Raw genomic sequence first — 20804 nt, 5'->3', positions numbered from 1 at the left:
TCTTCGCTCAGGCAGAGGTGACGCGTTCAGCTGGATCGGCTCCCGGCGCCTGGTGCTGCTTGCGCCTGCGGGTAAACAGCAGACGCAACAGGGTGTTCCAGCAATAGCTCACCAGTACACCACCAGCGAGTGCCAGGGCCACCTCGAACAGCGGGTGCCTGAAAACATGCTCCGCTACCGATTCGAATTGGAAATGCGTCAAGTAAATATACAAGGTTGACGAAGCGATCACCGTACCTGCCCGTGCAACCAGGGCGGGCACTGGCACCGAGCGGAACCAGACAAGCGCCAGTATCGCTGGCAGGGCGATGTCGACATAGTGTGTCAAGGCTTGCCAGCCAACATGGGCAACCGCCATCAGGTCCAGCTCACCCACCACCAGCACGGCCACCACACTGGCCACCCATTTGCGTGAGGCCGTATCGGCATGGTGCACGGCCATGCCCAGCACCATCACCGCCAGGAAGTGCTGAGGCACCCGGTTGAGCAGGGCACTGGCATCGAATACGAACTGGTTGAGGAACACATCCAGCGCCACCAGTGCACAGGCAGCGATGATCAGCCAGCGAAACGGGTCGGCAAGCAGCACCTGGCGCACGCGCCTGATCGACAGCACCAGGCCAATGATCACGATCATCTGCACCAACACTTCGATGTACCAATAGTTGAACAGGCTGACCTCGCTGGCGGGGAACCAGTTGGAAACCAGCAGCAGCGATTGCCAGTGCAGGCGGTCGAATACCAGCTGGATCAATGCGGTGTACAGCAGTGTTGGCACCACGATGGCTGCCAGTGACGTGAGCAGCGTGCGTGCATCACCGCGCGCTTCGATGGCCTTGAGCTGAAAGCGCGCCAGGGCGATGCCAGAGACCAGGAACAGCACCGAGGTTTCGCCGACGATCATCCAGTGGTCGAACTCGCCCAGGTGGCCAACCACAATCAGGATGATGGCGAGCATGCGTATGAACACCGGCATTTCCATTACCCGCCACGTGCCCTTGGGCGGCGTACTCAGCTCGGCCAGCTGGCACACCGGCAGGGTTTCCCAACGTTCAGGCAGGTGGCCGATGAGCGCCTCGAGCACGCGCGAGGCCTGCACAAACGACAGCGAGTCGCCGCCCAGCTCGACAAAGCTCAACCTGGCGTCCAGGCGCGGCACCTGGAGGATGCGTGCCCAGGCTGTACTCAGCTTTTCGGCCAGGGGTGACAAGGGTAGGTTGATACTGTCGTCAAATGCAGCAGGCAGCGCGCGTTTGTCGACCTTGCCGTTGGGGGTGAGCGGCAGGGTATCAAGGAACACGAACAGCGCCGGTACCATGTAGTCAGGCAGCTGGCCGGCGAGCGTCTGGCGCAGTTCGTCAGCTCGGGTGGGCTGCTGTGCGACGCAATAGGCAACCAGCCGGGTCGATGCACTGTCGTGGTTGGCCAGGACCACGCATTGCCCTATGTGCGGGTGACGGCAGATGGCGTTCTCGATTTCCGCCAGCTCGATGCGATGCCCACGGATCTTCACTTGGCTGTCAGCGCGCCCCAGAAAACTGGCGCTGCCATCGGCCAGGTAGGTGCCTAGATCGCCCGTGCGATAACAGCGGTCGGCCGCGTCAGCGGTGAATGGGTTGGCGATGAATTTGGCTTCGGTCAGCCCTGGGTCGCCCCAGTAACCCCGTGACAGATAGGGGCTGCGGATCAGGATTTCGCCTGTCTCGCCCTCGCTGACCAGCTGGTTGTCTGGGTTTATCACCAGCAATTGTGCATCGGCAATGCCTTTGCCCAGGGGCACCCGGGCATTATCCATTTCCGGGTCGAGGGTGTGGAAAGCCATGGCCTGTGGGGTTTCGGTGGTGCCGTAGAAGTTCACATTGATGGCATTCGGTGCGATGGCGCGGACCTGCTGGTACTGCGTCGGGCTGAGTGCATCGCCACCCCAGAACAGGTAGCGCAGGTGGTCGAGAACCTGGCCGTTCAGGTGTGCGCCAGTTTCGATCAGCTTGCCCAGCGGCGGGGTGAGATGGATTACGCTCACACCGTGCTGGTGAAGCCAGCTGGCTAGCCGTGAGGGGTCGGTCAGGGTCGACTGCGCCGGGCAGGCAATGGTCGCGCCAAGCGACAGTGGCGTGAACACGTCCCGGTATACCGGGTCGTGGCCCAGGCCAGAAAGCAGCGAGAAGGTGTCGGCCTGGGTAAAGCCGTGCTGGCGCACATGCCAGTCGATGAAGTGCACCAGCGGTGCGTGGTGGGTAACGATGCCCTTGGGTTCACCGGTGCTGCCCGAGGTGAAGGTGATGTAGGCCGCCTGCTCAGGGCTGACAGCAGGCAGCGCGACAGGTTGGCGAGGGAAGGCCAGCAGCGCTTCAGCGGGGGCTTCAGGCACCGTGACGACCATGGGTTGGCCGACGTCGACGGTTGCCTCGGCACAGCGCAGGACCACCGCAGGCTTCAGGGTGCTGACGATTTGCTCGATACGCGCGGCAGGGTAAGCGGCGTCAGCCACAGTGAAGGCCAGGCCGGCACGCAGGCAGCCGAGCATGGCGTACACCAGGGCGGCGCTGCGGTGGGTGACGATGACTACACGATCGGTACCGCTGGCGGCGTTTTTAACCAGAAACGCGGCAATGCCCGCGCTGATCTGCTCCAGTTGGGAATAGCTGCAGATTGTGTGCTGGCCAATGATGGCAATGGCCGCCGGGCAGCGGTCGGCCTGCTTGATGAAGGCGTGGTGAATGGGTTGTTCGGCACGGTACTCCAGGCACAGCGTTGGATTCGGGCGCAGGTCCGGCATGATGATCGAGTGCTCCGCAGGAACGTTGGGCTGGCTGGTAGCACAACGCTAGTGCAGGCTGGCTGATGGCGCCAATGTTTGATGGCTACCTTGCGATAGCCGGGGCGGTCCAGGGCCGCAAGCCAGCCCCCACAAAACCCTGCTAAACCGGGTTGGTCTATGGGGGCAGCCTTGCACTGCGATATGGATTATCCCTGGCCGGATGTTCAGGCCACGTCCACGAGCACGATCTCGCTGTCCTCGATGGCGGTCACCCGCAGCACCGCTTCCTGCTCGATCGCCACGCCATCGCGCGCCTTGGCCCGCAGCCCGTTGACTTCCACCAGCCCCTTGGCCGGCACCAGGTAACCCCGGCGTGCGGCATCGAAGCGGTACTCGGCGGTTTCACCTGCCTGCAGGGTGGCAGCCACCAGGCGGGCATCGGTACGGATCTGCAGGCTGTCCTCGTCACCGGTGCGGCCGCTGGCCAGGGTCACGAAGCCTTCGCCGCGCTCGCCTTTGGGAAACGGCCGGCTACCCCACTGCGGTGCTTCACCGGTGCGCTCCGGCACAATCCAGATCTGGAAAATACGTGTGTCTATGTCCTCCAGGTTGTACTCGCTGTGCACGATGCCGGTACCGGCGCTCATTACCTGAACATCACCGGCTTCGGTGCGGCCCTTGTTGCCCAGGCTGTCCTGGTGGCTGATCGCGCCTTCACGCACATAAGTGATGATTTCCATGTCGCGGTGCGGGTGCGGCGGGAAGCCGCTGCCGGCCGCGATCAGGTCGTCGTTCCAAACCCGCAGGTTACCCCAGTGCATGCGTGCCGGGTCGTAGTACTCGGCAAACGAGAAATGGTGGTGGGCGTCGAGCCAGCCATGGTTAGCGTGGCCGAGGCTTTCGAAGGGTCGCAGTTGCAGCATGGTCGTGCTCCTTGAATCAGTGGAATGGCGCCATGATGCGCTAAAGAAACATCGAAAATAAGCGTAAATATCGGCTTAAAATAATCTATTTGATAGATGTTTTTCCTGCTGCGCTTTATTCGCTTCATCGCCTAATCCACTGATCTGCAAGCATTCGCTGGCGATTTTTCGTCGATGCGGCGAACATGCCTGCTGTTTTGATTTTCAACGGAGTGACCGTGGCCCACGAGCAACCCCTGGCCCCCGCCGACCTTACCCCTCCTGCCCAGTTGCCCTGGTTTCGCCGGCTGGCCGCCCGTCTGCTGGGCCGTGGCCTGACCCGCCTGCAAGCCCAGCACCGCGACTCGTGGTTCCTCGGCCACGCCACAGGCCAGCGCACTGGCCATGCCGATGGCGTGCGTGAAGGGTTCGAGCGTGGTCGGGTGGAGGGCTATGAGGCTGGGCGCCAGGTGCTGGTGATCCGCGATACGCGCCCCGACAGCGCCGCCGTGCCAGGCCAGGATGACAACTTGTTCGACGACTGGCGCCTGCCGTTGACGGCCGAGTTGAAAAAGCGCTTCAAGGCCGATGTCGCCCAGCGCCTGCCTGCCAAAGCCCAGCCCAGCCCCGCGCAATGGAAGCTGATCTTCAGTGACACCCCGTCTACCTGCGTGGTGGCCGGCGCCGGGGCAGGCAAGTCCACGTCGCTGGTGCTGCGCATCCTGCTGCTGCGTCATTACCTGGGTTACGAGCTGGATGCGATGACCGTGGTCACCTTCACCCGCGAATCGCGCAAAGACTTCATCAAGCGGCTGTTGCAGGTGTTCGCCCTGTGGCAGATCAACCTGCAGCCTGTGCAGGCCCGCGAGCTGGTGCGCACGTTCCATTCGCGCATCCTGCCGCTGGTGCGCAGCCTGCCGGGCTTCGGCCAGGTGCGTGCATTTGAAACACTGGGCCACGAGATGCCTGCCGGGCGTGAGGCCGAGGCCGACAGCAACCCGTTCGACCTGCGCCTGAACGATGCCCAGCGCCAGCAACTGAACCAGTGCTACAGCAGCTTGCTGGGCGAGAGCCCGCGTTTTGCCGAACTGGTCAGCCAGTTGCGCAGCGAAGCCTTGCAACTGAAGCCGCTGGACCCGAACAACCCCGATGTGCAGAAGCGCGCACAGGTGACCCAATTGGCGGCCCAGCGCGACGAAGAACTGTGCGACGTGATCGAGGACCTGTGGTTCGCCGCTGGCGTCTGGCCGATCAAGGGCATCGAGCCCTGCCGCGAAACGGTCGACATCCGTGGCAGCCGCTTTTATGTGCATGGCCGCCTGGAAGGCCAGGGGCCTTTGGTGGTGCTGGGTTTCGATCCCGCACAAAGTGCGCAGTACCAGCGCCCCGGCGCCAAGCTGACGGTGCGTGCCGAGTGGGCGGTCAAGCGCACGCTGCTGCAGGCGTTCTGCGACAGGCCGCTGATCTGGCTCGACAACTACGCCATGGCCAGGCGCCTGGCGGCATCGTTGGCGGGCGATGCTGTGGCCGGCCCTGGCTTTGAGTACAAGGTCAAGGGTGAACTGGCCCCGGCGCCGCTGCTGGATGCGTTCGTCAGTGCGGCCAATTTCATCGAAAACCTTGGGTTGGAGGTGAACAAAGCGGTGGCGGCGATGAGCTTCCCGTCTGGCGATAGCGATGCACTGTTCTTCGAGGCCCTGGCACTTTACTGGAAAGCCCTGGAAGCGCACCTGCTGGACCAGTCGCCACCGGTGATGAGCTACAACCGCATGTTCGCCCTGTTTGGCGAGAACAACCCGGAAAACCTGCACCTGCTGCCCGATCCGTTGCTGCGGCCGCTGGCGCACCTGATGATCGACGAGTTCCAGGACGTGTCGCCGCAGATCGTCAGCTGGTTGCGTGCCAGCCTCGCTGAAATACGGCGCCGCGGCCCGGCCATGCACACCGGGCGCCATGCCCAGCATTCGTCGTTGCTGTGCGTGGGGGACGACTGGCAATCGATCTACGGCTGGCGTGGCAGCTCGCCCAAGTATTTCATGGAGTTCACCAAGGCATTCCCGTCGCCGGCCAACACGCGGGTGATGCTGGTCGACAACTACCGATGCCAGCAGCAGGTGATCGACGCGGCCGAACACCTGGTCAAGGGCACCCCGGCGATTGCCGGCAAGAAAGCGCGCTCCAGTGGCCCGGCGGCCGAGTTGCCCAGCTCGCCGGTCAAGGTGTTCGACCGTGACGAGGCTGCATTGGGCGAAACGCTTGTCGAGCACTACCAGCGGGGAGAGACGGTCATGATGCTCTACCGCAAGGGCAGCGACAGGGCCTTGATGAACGAGCATCTGCAAAGCGTGTTGCACGCCGACGCGGCGCTGCCGGCCGACCAGCGCCGGCTGCGTCAGCTGACCTATCACAGTGCCAAGGGTTTGCAGGCCGATGCGGTGTTCATGCTGGGTGACTGCCAGTACCTGACCAGCTCACCCTACAAGAACCAGGTATACCGCCAGGCCGGGCTGGGCAAGGCAGGTGATACCCAACCGTTCGATTCGGCACAGAAGGACGAAGTGCAGCGCTTGGCCTACGTGGCGGTGACCCGCGCAGTGCGGCACTGCTATTGGCATGTGGAGGCCGCCAGCGGTGACGCCGCAGCGGCTCCAAGGGCGTCCAGCCAGGTGGATGGCAAGCAGGCCTTCTTCGAAGACCTGCGCGGGCAGTGAGTGGGGTTTAGCGGCCGATTGTTTGCGTCTGGCGGGTGAGACTGGTCAGCAGACCCGTTTCAACCTGCTGCTGCTCGGCAGTCAGCGCGTCCACGCCCTGGCGATACTGCTGCTCGTTGATCACGACGCGACGCAGAACGCCTTGAGCATCCACAGGGCTTTCAGGCATGACCGTGGCCAAGGCTCGGAGCACAGAGCTGTCCAGGGACGTGACCGGGTCGGCGGTTTCATCCAGGCAGTAATAGAGATAATCAAGGCCCGGCCGCCAAAAGTCGGTGATCAGGCTGAACTGTGCCGCATGCTCTCGTTTCAAGTACTCGGCCCAGCCCGGCTGCTGGTTCAACCATTGCTCCCGGGCGGTGGCATCCCTGTCCAGGGAAAGGACCGCAGCTTGCACCCTTTCGATGACTGTATCGTTGATTCTGGCCGTATGGCGGTACAGCATGCCTCGGCTCGGCTCAGGATAGTCCAGCGCGCTGGCCAAGGACTGGCGCAAGGCCAGGCGTACCTCGATATCGTCCACCAGCCCCGTCTGAAGTTCGCTGTCTGGAAAGGCTGAGGGATCGTCGAGCTCATCGTATGCGGGGAGGTTTTCATCGAAGACCCCATCGAGCAGTGCCTGTTTGCGCAAGGACCTTCTCCAGCTGATGCGGTCGGCCAGTTGATTGACCTGACTGCGTCGATACAACTTGCCATACAGGCTCAGTAGATCAGCCGGTCGACTACCGGCGGCGGCTGCTGCTTCGTGGGCCAGCACTTCTATCTCCAGGGCACTGAACGCATCGGCACCTGCGTCACCACAGGTTGGCGGGAAGTCGCCGGCCACGGTGGCGAGGCGTTCACGCAGGGCGGTGTCGTGGGCCGCGTCATCCAACAGCTTCCAGACGCGTGCCCTCAGGGCCTCGCCATCACGCTGCGCTTCGGCCGATTGGGCAAGGCGTTCGAGTACCCCCAGCAGCGCTGCGTTTTCACCTTGGTCGAACAGGTCGCTCCACAGTTGCTCCTCGGCACTGCTCGCCTCGCCACGGAAAATGCCTTGCCACAGTGGCACGTCTTCTGCGTGCTCGAATACGTTGACGCCGCTGCTGCCCAGGCGTGCACGTGTCAGGGCTTCCAGGGTGTTGTAGTTGAACAGCCAGCGGCGCTCCGGCAAGTGAGCGGCGACATCGCGGGCAAAAGGGGTACGCAGCACGCCAGGCAAGTCTGGCAGGGTACGAATGCGGTTGGACGAAAGGTTCAGATAGCGCAGTTGGTACTGGGGCTGGCTCATCAGGACTGTCAGGCTGTCGGGCCATTGCTGCAGTTCGCAACGCTCAAGTTCCAGGTGGACAAGACGCGCCATGAAGCGCAGGTCGGGCGCCAGTCGCAGTGGGTTACCTGACAGGTGCAGTACAGTGGGGTGGATCATGTCCTGAAACTGGGCGGCAAGGCTTTCGTCGAGGGTGATTTGATTGTGACCCAGGCCGAGGGCGTCCAGGGGCAAGCGCGTCAGGAAGCCTAAACTGTTGGTGTCGAGTTGCAGCCGGTTGCGGCTGAGCCACAGTAGCCGCAGGCCGGGCATTGCCCCGATGGCCTGTTGGGCGGTGGGTGAAAGGGTGGTCAAGCCATTGTCAGTCAGGCCCAGCTCGCGCAGCCGCGGTGCTGACCTGAGCGCCTCGAACAATGTTTCGGCATCGATGTCCGGGTTGCCGACGATTTCCAGGGTTTCCAGGTTAGGGAAGTTTGCCAGGAAGCTGCCCTCCAGGTGCTGCATCTGCAGCCCCTCGAGCCTGAGATTGCGGATATGCGGCATGCGTGCAGTGAAAGCGGGTAGCGCTTCGAGTTGCATACGGTCCAGTACCAGTGTTTCGGCTTGCACGCCGCCTTCACGGCGCGAAGCACTCATCAGTCGCTCGGTGCATTGCTGGCGATCAAAGCGCTCTTCAAGGGTGCGGGCGGTGCTTACCCAGCGGTTGAGATCCCGGTTGAGGGTGCGCTGCTCGACTTCCAGCTGGTTGATCGCGCTACCCAGGTCGCCTCCTCGAGCCAGTTCGGCTTGCAGCCCACTGATTTGCTCGCTGCTGAGTTCAGGGTAGAGCGCCCGGAGTCGACGTGCAGCAGGCAAGATTCGTCCTTGCAAGCCACGACCGCTCAGGGGATAGCCCAGCTGGCCGTTGGCCAACCGCAAAGGGGAGCGGAACCTGGGGTTGATGGGTTGTTGGCCGATCAGTGAGGCGCAGTGCTGGCGATCGTCAAGGGCAAGTTGCAGCAACCGGGCCGGGTCAGCCTGCGGGTGCGCGGCTTGCAGCGCCTGTTTGATGCGTAGGCTGTCGTCGTTGGCCAGGCTGGGCCTGAACAGGCCGAGGAGGGCGCGGTCAAGCCGCGCTCGAGCTTGCAGAAGGCGTGCTTCCTCGGCAATGCGCAGCGGCACCCGTCCGTTGGTCAGGCGTTCCCGTTCAGCGTTGCTGATGTTGGCAAGCAATTCTTCAAGCGCGCTGTCCGGTAGCCCGGGAAACTGCCGGGCGAGGGTTTGTGCGATTGGCGGGCGTGTGGGACGGCGTCTTTGGTGCAGGCTCTCGAACAGCGCCTTGCGATGCTGTTCCAGGTGTTGCGCGAGCTTGTTGTTCAGTGCGGACGCTCGGTGCTCGGTTGGTGTGTCACCGAGCAACTGCTCAATGGCGTCTTCATCCATCTGATCCAGCACGGTCTGGCTCAACTGGCCATTGTCCAGATCGGTTCGGGTAACCTCGATTTCTACTTGGCCCAGCGTGTCAGGAGGGCCGTAGCGCACCGATTCGCCCCAGGGCTCTGGCCCTTGGTAAACCTTCAGCACCTTCCCCTCGGGCCACCCCGGCAGGCGCAGCAACTCGGGCAAGGCAAAGTTCTTGTACGCAGCTAGCGGCAACCCATGGCGTACACAGTTGATGATTTGTTGTGTCTGATTGTCCAGTTGCAACCGCTGCAGCGCGTCGAGCAACAAGGCGGGTGGACGCAGGCCCGCTGCCTGGGCGCGTCGCAGTACGTCTGGATCGGTACCGGTACTGCGCATGGCATGGTCCAGTTCGCTGTCGTCCAGGCCTGCGCCATGGCTGCCGAGGCGGCGCGCGAGCTGTTCGCGGTCCCATTCCAGAGGCTGTTCATGGGCCAGTTGCCAGCGGGCATCACCATGATGCAGCAAACGTGGGGCATAGGCCTGCGCATCCTCTGGGTGGCGCACGCGCCACTGCTGATCAGCGTCCTGAAACACCTCGTACAGGGTCCCATCCAGCTTCAGGTAGGTCTTCCCGTCGACGTGCACATGGCCGAGCAAATCGGGTTGAGCCCCCTCAGGAATAGCCACCGTGCTCGCATAGGGTTTCATGTCGGGGTGCCAAAGCACTTCCTTGTCTTCATGCCACACACTCTTCAAAGCATCTACAAAGCCAGAGGCCTGGACAACCCTGGCGCCCGCTGCAAAGCCGGCAATCACCCCCGCGTTGATGGCCAACGATTCCAGCTGTGCCAGTGCCTGACGGGTATCTCCTTCTTCCCAGGCCTCGAACCCGGTGAAAACCGAGCTCATCAGGTCGTAAGCAAAAACGCCTAGCATGACCGTGTTCAGCCCCGGCACGAAGAACGCGGCGACATTCAGCACGTTCATACCCAGGTCGAACCAGTACTTCAGGCGCTCGTGGCGGGCGTTGGCGTCGACTTCGGCGGTAGGGACTGCAATGGTTTTTGCGTCGGCCTTCATGCGCGCAAGGTGTGCGTTGTACAAGGTCGCCCAAGGGTCGATTCTGATTGGCGAGAGCGTGAAAGGGATCACTGGCATGATTCGGGGTTTGCGTATGCCCGCTTCATTCTCTTCGAACAGCGCGATCTCCAGCTTTCCGGCGAGTTCTTTTTGCCTGTCCTTGTAGGCGAAATGCACCAAGGCTCGACGAAACTCGCTTTGCAATAGCCGACTGCGCAGGTGCTTGCCCGCTTCCTGACGAGAAGCGAACTCCCTTATCGGGTGCTCGCTGTCGCCAGGGATATACACGATGCAGGGGTTCTGGCGGTAAGGGTTGTCTGGCCCAATGAACAGTACTTCGTGGACGGGGACATCGAAGAGGTTGAAGTTCCAGCAATGCAACGCCTCGTTGTCATAGGTGGGGTGAGGGCTGCCGTCGCACAGTTGCGCAAGCGCATCGAGCCCGGCCTTGCTCAGCAGGCCTTTGAGCTTGGCGATCAATGCCTGGACCCTCAACGTCTCACGGTTCGCTGCAATCGACAGGCGCTGGATCTCAGCGCGATTGGCGCCTTCATGGGTTGCAAGCAGATGGTCTTGATAGCGTTTGCCAAGGTCCAGCGCCCGACAATGCCTGACGAAGTCCGCCATCGTCAGGCCTGCCAGGGGGGTGTCGCTGCCTGCGGCGTTGGTGAGCCTGCTGTAGGGGCCGACTTCGTCCAGCCCCTCGAAGTTGTGCAGGGCAGCCTCCAGCAAGCTGCGTGTTTGCGGCTGGCCTGCCGGGCGAGTAGCCAGCACATCCGCATCCACGTCCGGGACCAAAGGTGTTTCCACATCGGGAACGCCGACCCAGATGTTGGCCTCTGACTCAAAGGGCTGGAACACATACTGCGCCCTGTCTACGGGCACATTCACCCCCAACCGCTCGGTCAGCAGAGGGCCGCAGAACGCAATGATGTCCTTGAACTCGCCCAGCGCCTGCTTGACTTGCGCCAGCCGTTTGTTACGGGTTTGCAACGCGTTGTGCAACTGCTCGCGCGTTGGCTCATCGGCAGTGGCATACCACGCGTAAGGGCTGCCATCTTCATCGAGATACTCCTTGTACAGGCTCTGCACCACTTTGCGTGTATGCGTGGGTTGGAGCGCCTTGCTCCATTTCGGTAACGATCGGGTTATCTGGCTTTGATGCAACGGTGTCGGGGTTGTCATGGTAACCATCTCTTTTGTGGAGTGAGATAGTCCACGCTGATCAAGGCGTCGGTGTGCGGTAGATAGTTGTTTGGCAGCGGTCGGTCCTGCGCATGTGCGGGTCGGTGAGGGGCTGGCAGCGAGGGAGGATCTGCGAGAGGGTGGGACAGGTCATGGTGCAGGCCTCAGCCAAGGAGAATTGCAATGCGTTCGCTGTGCAGTCCGAAAGACCACCTGCTAGACCTCGATGGTATTGAAATAGCGGTCCGTACCTGGGGGCAAGAAGACGGTATTCCCATATTGGCCTTGCATGGCTGGCTAGATAACGCTGCCTCGTTCGAGCGTGTGGCACCGATGCTGGACGGCTGTTTCGTGGTGGCCCCCGACCTGATCGGCCATGGCCGTTCTGGCCATCGTCGCCACGACAGTGGCTATTACCTGTGGGAGCATGCCGAAGACATGTTGGCGGTGACCGACAGCCTGGGCCTGGCGCAATTTCATGTGCTGGCCCATGGTATGGGCACCGGTATAGCGTCGCTGCTGGCGGCCATGACCAGTGGCATTGCCAGCATGACCTTCCTCGACGGCATGGGTGCACCGTTCACGGTGGCCGAGGATGACCGGGTGCAGCACCTGGCGCGGGCCTACCGGCTCAAGCGCATGGTACAGCGCAGCCAGTTGCCGGGTTTTGCCGAGCCCGATGTCGGTCGCTTCGACGACCTGGACACCGCTTTGGCACAACGCCGCGAGCGTCTGGACACCGAACTGTCGGAAGATGCCGCTCGGCTGCTGGCGCTGCGCGACCTGCTTCAACTGGGCGATGGCTATTGCTGGCGCCACGACCCGCGCCTGGTATTGCCCGAGCCCATGCCACTGACCGAGCGCGAAGCATGCGACCTGCTCAGCCAGATCCGCTGCCCGTTGTACCTGCTGTTCGGCCGCCAGGGGGCGTTCACCGGCGAAGCCTTTACCCGACGTCAGGCCGCCTTGCCCAGCCACGCGAAAGTCTCCTGGCACCCAGGCGGGCACCACTTCCACCTGGATGCGCCAGACCGGGCGCTGGTCGACCAACTGCTGCGTATCCTGACGCGCCATGAAGGGGGTGTACTGCAACGCTTGGTGAACGAATAGCTGATTCTGGTCACGCCGCGTGAACCTGCGCTATGGTGGCGCACACTTTTGCAAACACGCCACAAGGAGCCTGGCATGCGACCGTTCACCATCAAGCAAATCGACCACCTTGTGTTGCGGGTCCGCGACCTGCCGCGCAGTGTTGCCTTTTACACCGAGCTGCTCGGCTGCACGGTCAGCCGCGTGCGCGAAGACCTGGGCATGGTGCATTTGGCCACGGGCGCGGCGATGATCGACCTGGTGACCCTGGACGGGCCGCTGGGGCAGCCAGGTGGGGCGGCGCCGGGGGTGGAGGGGCGCAACCTGCACCATTTCTGCCTGCGCATCGAGCCGTTCGACGAGGCCGCATTGACTGCCTATCTGGAAGCCGCCGGGGTAAAAGTGGAACCTGCAGAGAAGCGTTATGGCGCCGAAGGCGAGGGGCTTTCGCTGTACTGCTATGACCCGGATGGTAATCAGGTCGAGTTGAAGGGGCCGGTAACGTCTGGCGGGTGAAACCGCCCTCGCCAAAATCGTCAGCCAACCCGCTATCGCCCGGCACCCCGGTGCTGCGTGTCGTCCAGGCCGCCCTCTCGTGCAGGGCCCGGCGGGTGGATATCCAGCCAATCCCGATTATGCTTCATGAACCTTGCTGCGATCCGAGGCGGCCCGCCTCGTCGTGCTTCGCGCAAACAAAGCAAGCTCAAGGGCCTGGGTGCGACGGTGAAGTGGTTGTGGGGTGCTCCGGCCTGCATGACAACATGACGGAGGCAACCCATGGCGGTTCTCGACAGCGCATCCACGGGCAGCAGCGCGCCCCAACGCGGTATCACCAAGGAGGAGCGCAAGGTCATCTTCGCCTCGTCCCTTGGTACGGTATTCGAGTGGTACGACTTCTACCTGTATGGCTCACTCGCCGCGATCATCGCCAGGCATTTCTTTGCAGGCGTCAATGAAACCACCTCATTCATCTTTGCCTTGCTGGCCTTTGCTGCCGGCTTCGCCGTACGGCCGTTCGGAGCCATCGTGTTCGGCCGCCTGGGCGACATGATCGGGCGCAAGCACACCTTCCTAATCACCATAGTCATCATGGGCCTGTCTACGGCACTGGTGGGCCTGCTACCAAGCTACAGTGCGATCGGCGTGGCTGCGCCGATCATCCTGATTACCTTGCGTTTGCTGCAAGGCCTGGCCTTGGGTGGCGAATACGGCGGCGCGGCCACGTATGTGGCTGAACATGCACCCAAGGGCCGACGCGGCTTTTTCACCGCCTGGATCCAGACCACTGCCACGTTGGGGCTGTTTCTGTCTTTGCTGGTGATCATGGCATGCCGCACGGCCATGGGGACGGAAGTGTTCGAAGCCTGGGGCTGGAGGGTGCCGTTCCTGCTGTCGATCCTGTTGCTGGCGATTTCGGTGTACATCCGCATGCAGCTCAACGAGTCGCCGGTGTTCATGAAGATGAAGGCCGAAGGCAAAGCATCCAAGGCCCCGCTGACTGAGTCGTTTGCCCGCTGGGACAACCTCAAGGTGGTGATCATGTCGCTGCTCGGTGGTACCGCCGGCCAGGCCGTGGTGTGGTACACGGGGCAGTTCTACGCGTTGTTCTTCCTGTTGCAGATGCTCAAGATCGATCCGCAGACTGCCAACCTGCTGATTGCCGGCTCGCTGCTGATCGGCACGCCGTTCTTCATCATTTTCGGTAGCCTGTCCGACCGGATTGGCCGCAAGAAGATCATCATGGCCGGCTGCATCATCGCCGCGCTGACCTACTTCCCGATCTTCAAGGCCCTGACCGAGTACGGCAACCCGGATGTGTTCGTTGCCCAGGAGCAGAACCCGGTAGTGGTGGTGGCCGACCCAGATCAGTGCGCATTTCAGTTCGACCCGGTGGGCAAGGCCAAATTCACCACCTCCTGCGACATTGCCAAGAGCCTGCTGGCCAAGCGCGCCATTCCCTATACCAACGAAGCGGCTGAACCCGGCAGCGTGGCGCAGATCCGCATAGGTGAGCGAGTACTGCCGAGTTTTGACGGCAGCAGCCTGGCTGCGGCGGACTTCAAGGTGCAGAGCGAAGCGTTTGCCGCAGCCTTGAGTGGTGCGTTGAAAGAGGCGGGCTACCCAGAAAAGGCCGACCCGGCGAAGATCCACTACCCGATGGTGCTGTTGCTGCTGACCATTCTGGTGATCTACGTGACCATGGTCTACGGCCCGATTGCCGCCTGGCTGGTGGAGCTGTTCCCGGCGCGTATCCGCTACACCTCGATGTCGCTGCCTTACCACATCGGTAATGGCTGGTTCGGCGGCTTCCTGCCGACCGTGGCGTTTGCGATGGTGGCAGCGACCGGAGATATCTATTACGGCTTGTGGTACCCGGTCGTGATTGCCCTGATGACGGCGGTGCTGGGGATCTTCTTCCTGCCTGAGACCAAGGATCGGGATATCAATCACACCTGAAGGTCGAGTTTGCCTGTGCTGGCTCCTTCGCGGGCAAGCACAGGCGATCAATCAGTCGAAGTAGCCACGTAGCCCGAATGCGTACCCGGTATCCACAGCTGTCGCCTCACCCCGGCTCCAGCGCTTCTTCAACACGAACTCGAACGCCGGCTCGTACAACCCGTCGCGCACCAGTGCCCCCGCCAGCACTTCCACGTCGTACCAGCCATTGTCCAGTTCGATGATCGGCCGCCCTGTCACCTGGTAACGCGCCATCAGGTCACCCAGGGTCTTGGGCGTGAAGTGCTGCAGGATGCGCCAGGTGTACAGCATCAGCGCACTGTGCTCGACCCGCAGTACATAGCCATTGCGCCGGTGCTTCAGACGGCTGCCGGCCTCGCGCAGGGCCGGTGTGTGGTTATCGAGGGTGAACAGGATGCGGTAGGGCAGGTTGTCGACACCGGCCAGCGGCAACACGACACCTTCGCGCACAGCCTGGTCGCCGCTGTCACCGTGGGTGAACGCATGGGCCAGGTCGTCGGGCAGTTGATGGTCTTGCTTGAAGCGCTCGAGCAACTGGATATCGCCGAGCAGAAAGTAGTCGACCAGGTCGTTGAGCACTTCGCTGAATTCGTGGCGCATTTTTTTTCCTTGTGGGTGCGCAGTGGGGTAAGGGCAACCGGCTAGTGCTTCTGGGCAATCTGGATCAGGTTGCCGCACGTATCATCGAACACCGCCACGGTAACCGGCCCCATTGGGGTAGGTGGCCGGATGAACTTCACACCTGCTGCACATAGCCGCATGTATTCGGCCTGGATGTCACGCACGCCGAACGAGGTGGCGGGGATGCCATCCTGCTTGAGCGCGGCCTTGTACACCTTGGCTGCCGGATGCGCGTCGGGTTCCAGCAGCAGTTCGACGCCATTGGGGTCGTTGGGCGAAGTCAGAGTCAGCCAGCGGTGCCGGCCCATGGGAATGTCGTGTCTGGGCTCGAAACCGAGTACGTAGTGGTAGAAAGCCAGGGCCTTGGCCTGGTCGTCGACGAGGATGCTGGTGACCACGATCTTCATTAGCGCACACCGCTTGCCTGGGCCGATGACTATCAGTAAAGACGCTCGGGCGTTTTTGACCAGTGGCTGCAGTGCCTCTGGGACCTGTTTCCAGCTGCGCGACAGCGCACGCACGACCTATCGTTGGCCTGGCCTTAGCAACCCACCAAGGAGTGAAATGCATGCAAGAAGAACCGATGAAAGACCTGCCAGACGTCGATGATGAGGATCAGGCAGATACCACTGAGCCGCCTGCAACGCTGTCCCGGCGTAAGCGCGGCGCGGCTCCAGTTTGCGGAATGCCCTGTGAGTCGGGGTACAAGCAGATTGGTGACGACTGCATTCGGGCGAACCCCGGGTTTGAGTGATGCACCGGGCCGGGGCAACCCGGCCCATACAAAAAAACTGTTCAAGGTATAGGTAAATCCTTCAGCGCTCAGCGCCCGCTCAGCTATAGCCAAGGGTAAAGTGTGAGGCACGATCCCAGTCTGCCCAGACCAGCGTCAGAGAGGTACCCTGTGGCTGCTTATACCTTGCGACAACTGAAGTACTTCGTCACCACCGTGGAAGCGGGCAGTGTGGCCGAAGCGTCACGCCAGCTGTATATCGCCCAGCCGTCCATCTCCACGGCTATCAAGAGTCTGGAGGAAAGTTTCGGTGTACAGCTATTCATCCGCCACCACGCCCAGGGCGTGTCATTGACGCCCAGCGGCAAACGCTTCTACGCCAAGACCAAGTCGCTGCTGCAGATGGCCCATGAGTTCGAACAGAACGCCCTGGCCGACAACGATACCGTCGCCGGGCAAATCGACATCGGCTGTTTCGAAACCGTGGCACCGCTGTACCTGCCTCGCCTGATAGCCGGTTTTCGCCAGCGTTACCCGGGTGTGGACATTCGCCTGCGTGACGGTGAACAGCAGGACCTGATCCAGGGCCTGACCGCCGGTACCTTCGACCTGGCGTTTCTCTATGACCACGACCTGGACGGCACCATTGAGGCCGAACCTCTGATGCCGCCGCAGAAGCCCTATGTGCTGCTACCAGAGAACCACCGCTTTGCCGGCCAGGCCCAGGTCTCGCTGCGCGACCTGTGCCCGGAACCGATGATCCTGCTGGACGTGGCCCCTAGCCGCACATACTTCGTCAGCCTGTTCAACGATATGGGCCTGGCACCGAACATTGTCTTCAGTTCGCCATCAATTGAGATGGTGCGTGGAATGGTGGGTCAGGGTTTCGGTTTTTCGTTGCTGGTAACCCGCCCGCACTCGGAATACACCTATGACGGCCAGCGCCTGGCAATGCTCGACATTGCCGAGCCGGTGGCGCTGTCGGGGCTGGCTGCGGCGCGGTTGAAGCGAGTCCAGCTGACCAAACCGGCGCAGTTGTTCGTGGAATTTTGTCGGGAAGAGCTGGCGAAGTTCCTGAACTGAGCACGCCATGCTTCCCCGGCAGGAGGCGCATGGCGTGGCATTGCTCAGGGGTTGACCTGATAGCCGCGCCCCTGCAGGCAACCGCTGTAGGCACTGGCATGGGCCTGGGTTTTTGCCTCGTCCTGGCCGCGCCTGTCCTGGCGCCGGTCCTGACGCTGGCGCATGCCACCGACCGCGGCCCCGGCGGCGGCTGCTTCGCCGGCACGGTTCTGCCGGTATTGCTGCTTGGCATCGTCACCCACCCGGTCATACAGCGCGTCATGCTGGTTGCCGCGCACCTGCGCGCCTACAGCACCGGCGGCCGCACCCGCAGTTGCACCGCGAACCCGGCCACCGACATGTGGGTCGCTGGACGTCGCCGTGCCGTTTGCGGCATTGGTGGCGACGGTATTGCAATCGTTGATATCCAGTTGCATCTGCTGGCTGCTCTGACCCTTGAGCGGCACCACCGACTGCGCCTGGGCGGCCGATGCTGCGCACAGCAGCAACAGGTAACTCCACGTGAACGTACGCATGGCACACCTCCACCGGGCGAAAAGCCCGCCCCACAGGATAGTTCGCCTTTGACGCGGTGATGGAAGTTTTGCCCAGATAGGCTACACCGGATATCAGACGCCGTTCCGATTAGCCTCTTGGCCTGATGCAAGGCTTCCTGTGGGCAAGACATGAGCCAGACGCAAGATCTGATCATCTGCGAGTATTGCGACACGGTGTACCACCGGGCACCGCTGCTCAAACATCAACGTGCCCTTTGCCAGCGCTGTGGCGGCGTGCTGTACCGGCACAGGTCACTGACCATTGAGCAGCGGCTGGCATTGAGTGTGACGGGCGGCGTCCTGCTGGTATTCGCCAACTATTACCCGGTCATGACCATCGGCATGCAGGGGCTGACCCACTCGGCCACGTTGTGGGACGCCGTGCAGATCCTCAGTCACGGCAGTATCACCTTCATCGCCCTGGTCATGGCGCTATCGATCATTTTTGCGCCGCTGCTGCAAATTGCCTTGTTGTGCTGGGTGTTGAGTTTTGCCCTTGCCGGCCAGCGTGCCCCCGGTTTCGCCTTGTGCATGCGTGGCCTGGAAAGCCTGCGGCCCTGGAGCATGCTGGAGGTGTGTCTGCTGGGGGCGATGGTGGCGGTGATCAAGCTGGCGGGGCTGCTCGATGTGATCCCCGGTATCGGCCTGCTGGCCCTGGCTGCGCTTAGCATGTTGATCATCCACATTGCCGGCAAGGACATCCGCGACTTGTGGGAACAGGTATGACTACTCCAGCCAATGCGCACGACCTTGGCTTGTGTCTGTGCCATGGCTGTGGCCAGGCCTGCGACACGCGCAGTGGCGCGCACACCTGCGACCGTTGCGGCGCCGTCATTCACCGGCGCAAGGCCAATGCCATCAGCCGTGGCTGGGCGTTTCTGCTGGCAGCCCTGGTTTTCTACATCCCCGCCAACCTGCTGCCGGTGATGCACACCGAAATGCTCGGCAGTGGTACAGAAAGCACCATTGGCGGTGGCGTGCTGGAGTTCTGGGAAGCCGGGGCCTGGGACATCGCGCTGATCATTTTCATTGCCAGCGTGGGTGTGCCTGCCATCAAGTTCTTTTCCCTTGGCCTGCTGCTGTTCACTGCCCAGCGTGGTTCTTCCTGGGCCTGCCGGCAGCGTTCGCAGCTGTACCGCTTCGTCGAGCTGATCGGTTACTGGTCCATGCTCGATGTGATGGTAGTGGCGTTGGTGGCTGCGCTGGTGCAACTGCGCGGGCTGGGCACCATCGAGCCGCGTGTGGGCATTCTGTTTTTTGGCATGGTGGTAGTGCTGACCATGTTCTCTGCGATGAGCTTTGATCCACGCTTGATCTGGGATAGCCATGCCAACGAGGGGAGGCCGCATTGATGGGGCAACAGACTGACAAGCGCGAGGGCCCTGGGCAGGTTGAAGTGCGCACCCGACGTTGGAGTGTGTCGCTGGTATGGATCGTGCCGATCCTGGCGATCCTGATCGGCGCTTCGCTGGTGGTGCGCAACTGGATGCAGCAAGGGCCGGTGATCACCATTTCTTTCCACAGCGGCGAGGGATTGGTGGCGCACAAGACCCAGGTAAAATACCGCAGCGTGGTGATCGGCGAAGTGACCACGGTGGACTTGGCCGACGACAAGAAGAGTGTGGTGGCCAAGGTTCAGCTTTCCAACGATGCCCGTTCGTTTGCTACCCAAGGGGCGCGCTTCTGGGTGGTGCGACCGCGCATCGGTGTCGGCGGGGTTTCCGGGGTGGACACGTTGCTTTCGGGCAGTTTCATCGGGGCCGATTCCGGCGAGTCGAAAGTGCCGGAAAAGTCCTTTGTCGGCCTGGAGCTGCCTCCGCCGATCACCTATGACGAAAAGGGCAAGCGTTTTGTTCTTGTCGCCAGCGACCTGGGCTCGCTGGATATCGGCTCTTCGATCTACTACCGCAAGATCCCGGTTGGCGAAGTGGTGTCCTTTGCGCTCCAGGACGATGGCAAGGGGGTAGAGATTGGCGTATTCGTGCAGGCGCCCTACGACACGTTCGTCACTGCTGACACGCGCTTCTGGAATGCCAGTGGCATCGACATGCAGATCGGAGCCAATGGCCTGAAGGTCGATACCGAATCGCTGTCGTCGATTCTGGTGGGCGGGCTGGCCTTCGGCTCGCCCGATTTCGCCGCACAAGCTGAGCCTGCTGCCGACCAGGCCCGCTTCCAGCTATTCGCCGACCGCGACATGGCGCTGTCGCCTCCGCATGGCCAGGCGCAGTACCTGCAGTTGCGCTTCGACCAGGCCATGCGTGGCCTTTCGGTGGGGGCGCCAGTGGAGTTCAAGGGTGTGGAGTTTGGCCGGGTCACCTCGATCCAGCTTGACTACGATGCTGCGCGGCAGACCTTTCCGGTAGTGGTCGATGCGGTGATCTACCCCCAGCGGCTGGGGCCGGTGCACCGCAAGATGCTGGCAGTGTTCAAGCACACCGAGGGCGATCTGGAAGGTGCGCGGAAACTGATTGGCACTTTTGTCGAACATGGGCTGCGGGCCCAGGCGCGTAGCGGCAACCTGATCACCGGGCAGATGTTTATTTCGCTGGATTTCTACCCGGATGCACCCAAGGTGACCTTCGACATGGCTGCCAACCCCATCACGATCCCGACGCTGCCCGGCAGCCTTGAGCAGTTGCAGGAACAGTTGCAGCGGGTAGTGGAGCGCATTGCCAAGCTGCCGCTGGAAAGCATCGCCGGTAACCTGGACGGCAGCCTGCGTGAGCTGCGCGCCAGCCTCAGGCAGTTCAATGGCCAGACACTGCCGGACGTGAACGTGGCGCTGGACGAGGTGCACAAGACCCTGCGTACGGCCAACTCGGCCATTTCCGAAGACTCGCCACAGCGCCAGCGAATGAGCGAAACACTGGACGAGCTGGAGCGCATGTCGCGTTCGCTACGTGACCTTGCCGATTACCTGGGCCGCCACCCCGAGTCGCTGATTCGTGGCCGGCCGAAAGCGGCCGGGGCCGCAGACCTTGAACCCTGAG

15 protein-coding genes are annotated in these 20804 nt (G+C 62.2%); 9 read left to right on the top strand and 6 right to left on the bottom strand.

The window, feature by feature from the left end; genetic code table 11:
• Positions 1-7: 7 nt before the first annotated feature.
• Together QCL51_RS14855 and QCL51_RS14850 are read right to left on the bottom strand one after the other, a co-directional pair.
• Positions 8-2779, bottom strand: coding sequence for an amino acid adenylation domain-containing protein (locus QCL51_RS14855; RefSeq protein ID WP_274119071.1), 2772 nt, complete (start codon positions 2777-2779; stop codon positions 8-10).
• A gap of 206 nt (positions 2780-2985) precedes the next feature.
• On the bottom strand, positions 2986-3684 hold the full coding sequence (locus tag QCL51_RS14850; RefSeq protein WP_021783138.1) for a pirin family protein: 699 nt from the start codon (positions 3682-3684) through the stop codon (positions 2986-2988).
• Positions 3685-3869: 185 nt separating this feature from the next.
• On the opposite strand from QCL51_RS14850, the gene QCL51_RS14845 reads away from it, so the two are divergent.
• The gene (locus QCL51_RS14845; RefSeq protein ID WP_338443611.1) at positions 3870-6374 is read left to right on the top strand and encodes a UvrD-helicase domain-containing protein; all 2505 of its coding nucleotides are present in this window, start codon (positions 3870-3872) and stop codon (positions 6372-6374) included.
• A gap of 7 nt (positions 6375-6381) precedes the next feature.
• On the opposite strand, the gene QCL51_RS14840 is transcribed toward QCL51_RS14845, so the two are convergent.
• Complete coding sequence (locus QCL51_RS14840; protein WP_338443610.1) at positions 6382-11271, bottom strand: NEL-type E3 ubiquitin ligase domain-containing protein; 4890 nt, start codon at positions 11269-11271, stop codon at positions 6382-6384.
• Positions 11272-11454: 183 nt separating this feature from the next.
• On the opposite strand from QCL51_RS14840, the gene QCL51_RS14835 reads away from it, so the two are divergent.
• The 3 genes from QCL51_RS14835 to QCL51_RS14825 all read left to right on the top strand — a co-directional run bounded on the left by QCL51_RS14835 (position 11455) and on the right by QCL51_RS14825 (position 14817).
• Complete coding sequence (locus QCL51_RS14835; RefSeq protein WP_103444584.1) at positions 11455-12381, top strand: alpha/beta fold hydrolase; 927 nt, start codon at positions 11455-11457, stop codon at positions 12379-12381.
• Positions 12382-12456: 75 nt separating this feature from the next.
• The gene (locus tag QCL51_RS14830; RefSeq protein ID WP_021783134.1) at positions 12457-12876 is read left to right on the top strand and encodes a VOC family protein; all 420 of its coding nucleotides are present in this window, start codon (positions 12457-12459) and stop codon (positions 12874-12876) included.
• A 261-nt stretch (positions 12877-13137) separates the two neighbouring features.
• Positions 13138-14817, top strand: coding sequence for an MFS transporter (locus QCL51_RS14825; RefSeq protein ID WP_274103081.1), 1680 nt, complete (start codon positions 13138-13140; stop codon positions 14815-14817).
• A gap of 51 nt (positions 14818-14868) precedes the next feature.
• Here the strand turns inward: QCL51_RS14825 and QCL51_RS14820 are convergent, their stop codons facing one another.
• Positions 14869-15438: a hypothetical protein gene (locus QCL51_RS14820; protein ID WP_274103079.1), complete on the bottom strand. Its 570-nt coding sequence runs from the start codon at positions 15436-15438 to the stop codon at positions 14869-14871.
• A gap of 41 nt (positions 15439-15479) precedes the next feature.
• Positions 15480-15866 (bottom strand): VOC family protein, encoded by a 387-nt coding sequence (locus QCL51_RS14815; protein ID WP_021783131.1) that lies wholly within the window; start codon positions 15864-15866, stop codon positions 15480-15482.
• A gap of 161 nt (positions 15867-16027) precedes the next feature.
• On the opposite strand from QCL51_RS14815, the gene QCL51_RS14810 reads away from it, so the two are divergent.
• Positions 16028-16213 (top strand): hypothetical protein, encoded by a 186-nt coding sequence (locus QCL51_RS14810; RefSeq protein WP_021783130.1) that lies wholly within the window; start codon positions 16028-16030, stop codon positions 16211-16213.
• A 150-nt stretch (positions 16214-16363) separates the two neighbouring features.
• Positions 16364-17275 (top strand): LysR family transcriptional regulator, encoded by a 912-nt coding sequence (locus QCL51_RS14805; protein WP_021783129.1) that lies wholly within the window; start codon positions 16364-16366, stop codon positions 17273-17275.
• 44 nt (positions 17276-17319) lie between these two features.
• On the opposite strand, the gene QCL51_RS14800 is transcribed toward QCL51_RS14805, so the two are convergent.
• Positions 17320-17790 carry a YMGG-like glycine zipper-containing protein gene (locus tag QCL51_RS14800; protein ID WP_021783128.1) on the bottom strand — a complete coding sequence of 157 codons (471 nt, stop codon included), beginning with the start codon at positions 17788-17790 and terminating at the stop codon, positions 17320-17322.
• Between the two features lie 150 nt (positions 17791-17940).
• On the opposite strand from QCL51_RS14800, the gene QCL51_RS14795 reads away from it, so the two are divergent.
• Genes QCL51_RS14795 through QCL51_RS14785 form a run of 3 tightly spaced genes read left to right on the top strand, consistent with a single transcriptional unit; the run spans position 17941 to position 20803 of the window.
• Positions 17941-18537, top strand: a complete 597-nt coding sequence (locus tag QCL51_RS14795; RefSeq protein WP_014860839.1) for a paraquat-inducible protein A — start codon at positions 17941-17943, stop codon at positions 18535-18537.
• Positions 18534-19163, top strand: a complete 630-nt coding sequence (locus QCL51_RS14790) for a paraquat-inducible protein A (protein ID WP_103469086.1) — start codon at positions 18534-18536, stop codon at positions 19161-19163. Before QCL51_RS14795 ends, QCL51_RS14790 begins: the two co-directional genes overlap by 4 nt.
• Entirely contained in the window at positions 19163-20803 is a 1641-nt protein-coding gene (locus QCL51_RS14785; protein ID WP_021783126.1) for an MlaD family protein, read from the top strand. The genes QCL51_RS14790 and QCL51_RS14785 overlap by 1 nt, the downstream gene beginning before the upstream one ends.
• Position 20804: the final 1 nt, after the last annotated feature.

It is taken from the genome of Pseudomonas sp. LTR0 (assembly GCF_036630035.1).
Taxonomy (GTDB): Bacteria; Pseudomonadota; Gammaproteobacteria; order Pseudomonadales; family Pseudomonadaceae; genus Aquipseudomonas; species Aquipseudomonas putida_Y.
This window is presented reverse-complemented; position numbering and strand designations above follow the sequence as displayed.

Excerpts from the sequence above, each read along its gene's own strand:
- QCL51_RS14855 (WP_274119071.1), bottom strand. The coding sequence starts at position 2,779 with ATGCCGGACCTGCGCCCGAATCCAACGCTGTGCCTGGAGTACCGTGCC.
- QCL51_RS14850 (WP_021783138.1), bottom strand. The coding sequence starts at position 3,684 with ATGCTGCAACTGCGACCCTTCGAAAGCCTCGGCCACGCTAACCATGGC.
- QCL51_RS14845 (WP_338443611.1), top strand. The coding sequence starts at position 3,870 with ATGCCTGCTGTTTTGATTTTCAACGGAGTGACCGTGGCCCACGAGCAA.
- QCL51_RS14840 (WP_338443610.1), bottom strand. The coding sequence starts at position 11,271 with ATGACAACCCCGACACCGTTGCATCAAAGCCAGATAACCCGATCGTTA.
- QCL51_RS14835 (WP_103444584.1), top strand. The coding sequence starts at position 11,455 with ATGCGTTCGCTGTGCAGTCCGAAAGACCACCTGCTAGACCTCGATGGT.
- QCL51_RS14830 (WP_021783134.1), top strand. The coding sequence starts at position 12,457 with ATGCGACCGTTCACCATCAAGCAAATCGACCACCTTGTGTTGCGGGTC.
- QCL51_RS14825 (WP_274103081.1), top strand. The coding sequence starts at position 13,138 with ATGGCGGTTCTCGACAGCGCATCCACGGGCAGCAGCGCGCCCCAACGC.
- QCL51_RS14820 (WP_274103079.1), bottom strand. The coding sequence starts at position 15,438 with ATGCGCCACGAATTCAGCGAAGTGCTCAACGACCTGGTCGACTACTTT.
- QCL51_RS14815 (WP_021783131.1), bottom strand. The coding sequence starts at position 15,866 with ATGAAGATCGTGGTCACCAGCATCCTCGTCGACGACCAGGCCAAGGCC.
- QCL51_RS14810 (WP_021783130.1), top strand. The coding sequence starts at position 16,028 with ATGCAAGAAGAACCGATGAAAGACCTGCCAGACGTCGATGATGAGGAT.
- QCL51_RS14800 (WP_021783128.1), bottom strand. The coding sequence starts at position 17,790 with ATGCGTACGTTCACGTGGAGTTACCTGTTGCTGCTGTGCGCAGCATCG.
- QCL51_RS14795 (WP_014860839.1), top strand. The coding sequence starts at position 17,941 with ATGAGCCAGACGCAAGATCTGATCATCTGCGAGTATTGCGACACGGTG.
- QCL51_RS14790 (WP_103469086.1), top strand. The coding sequence starts at position 18,534 with ATGACTACTCCAGCCAATGCGCACGACCTTGGCTTGTGTCTGTGCCAT.
- QCL51_RS14785 (WP_021783126.1), top strand. The coding sequence starts at position 19,163 with ATGGGGCAACAGACTGACAAGCGCGAGGGCCCTGGGCAGGTTGAAGTG.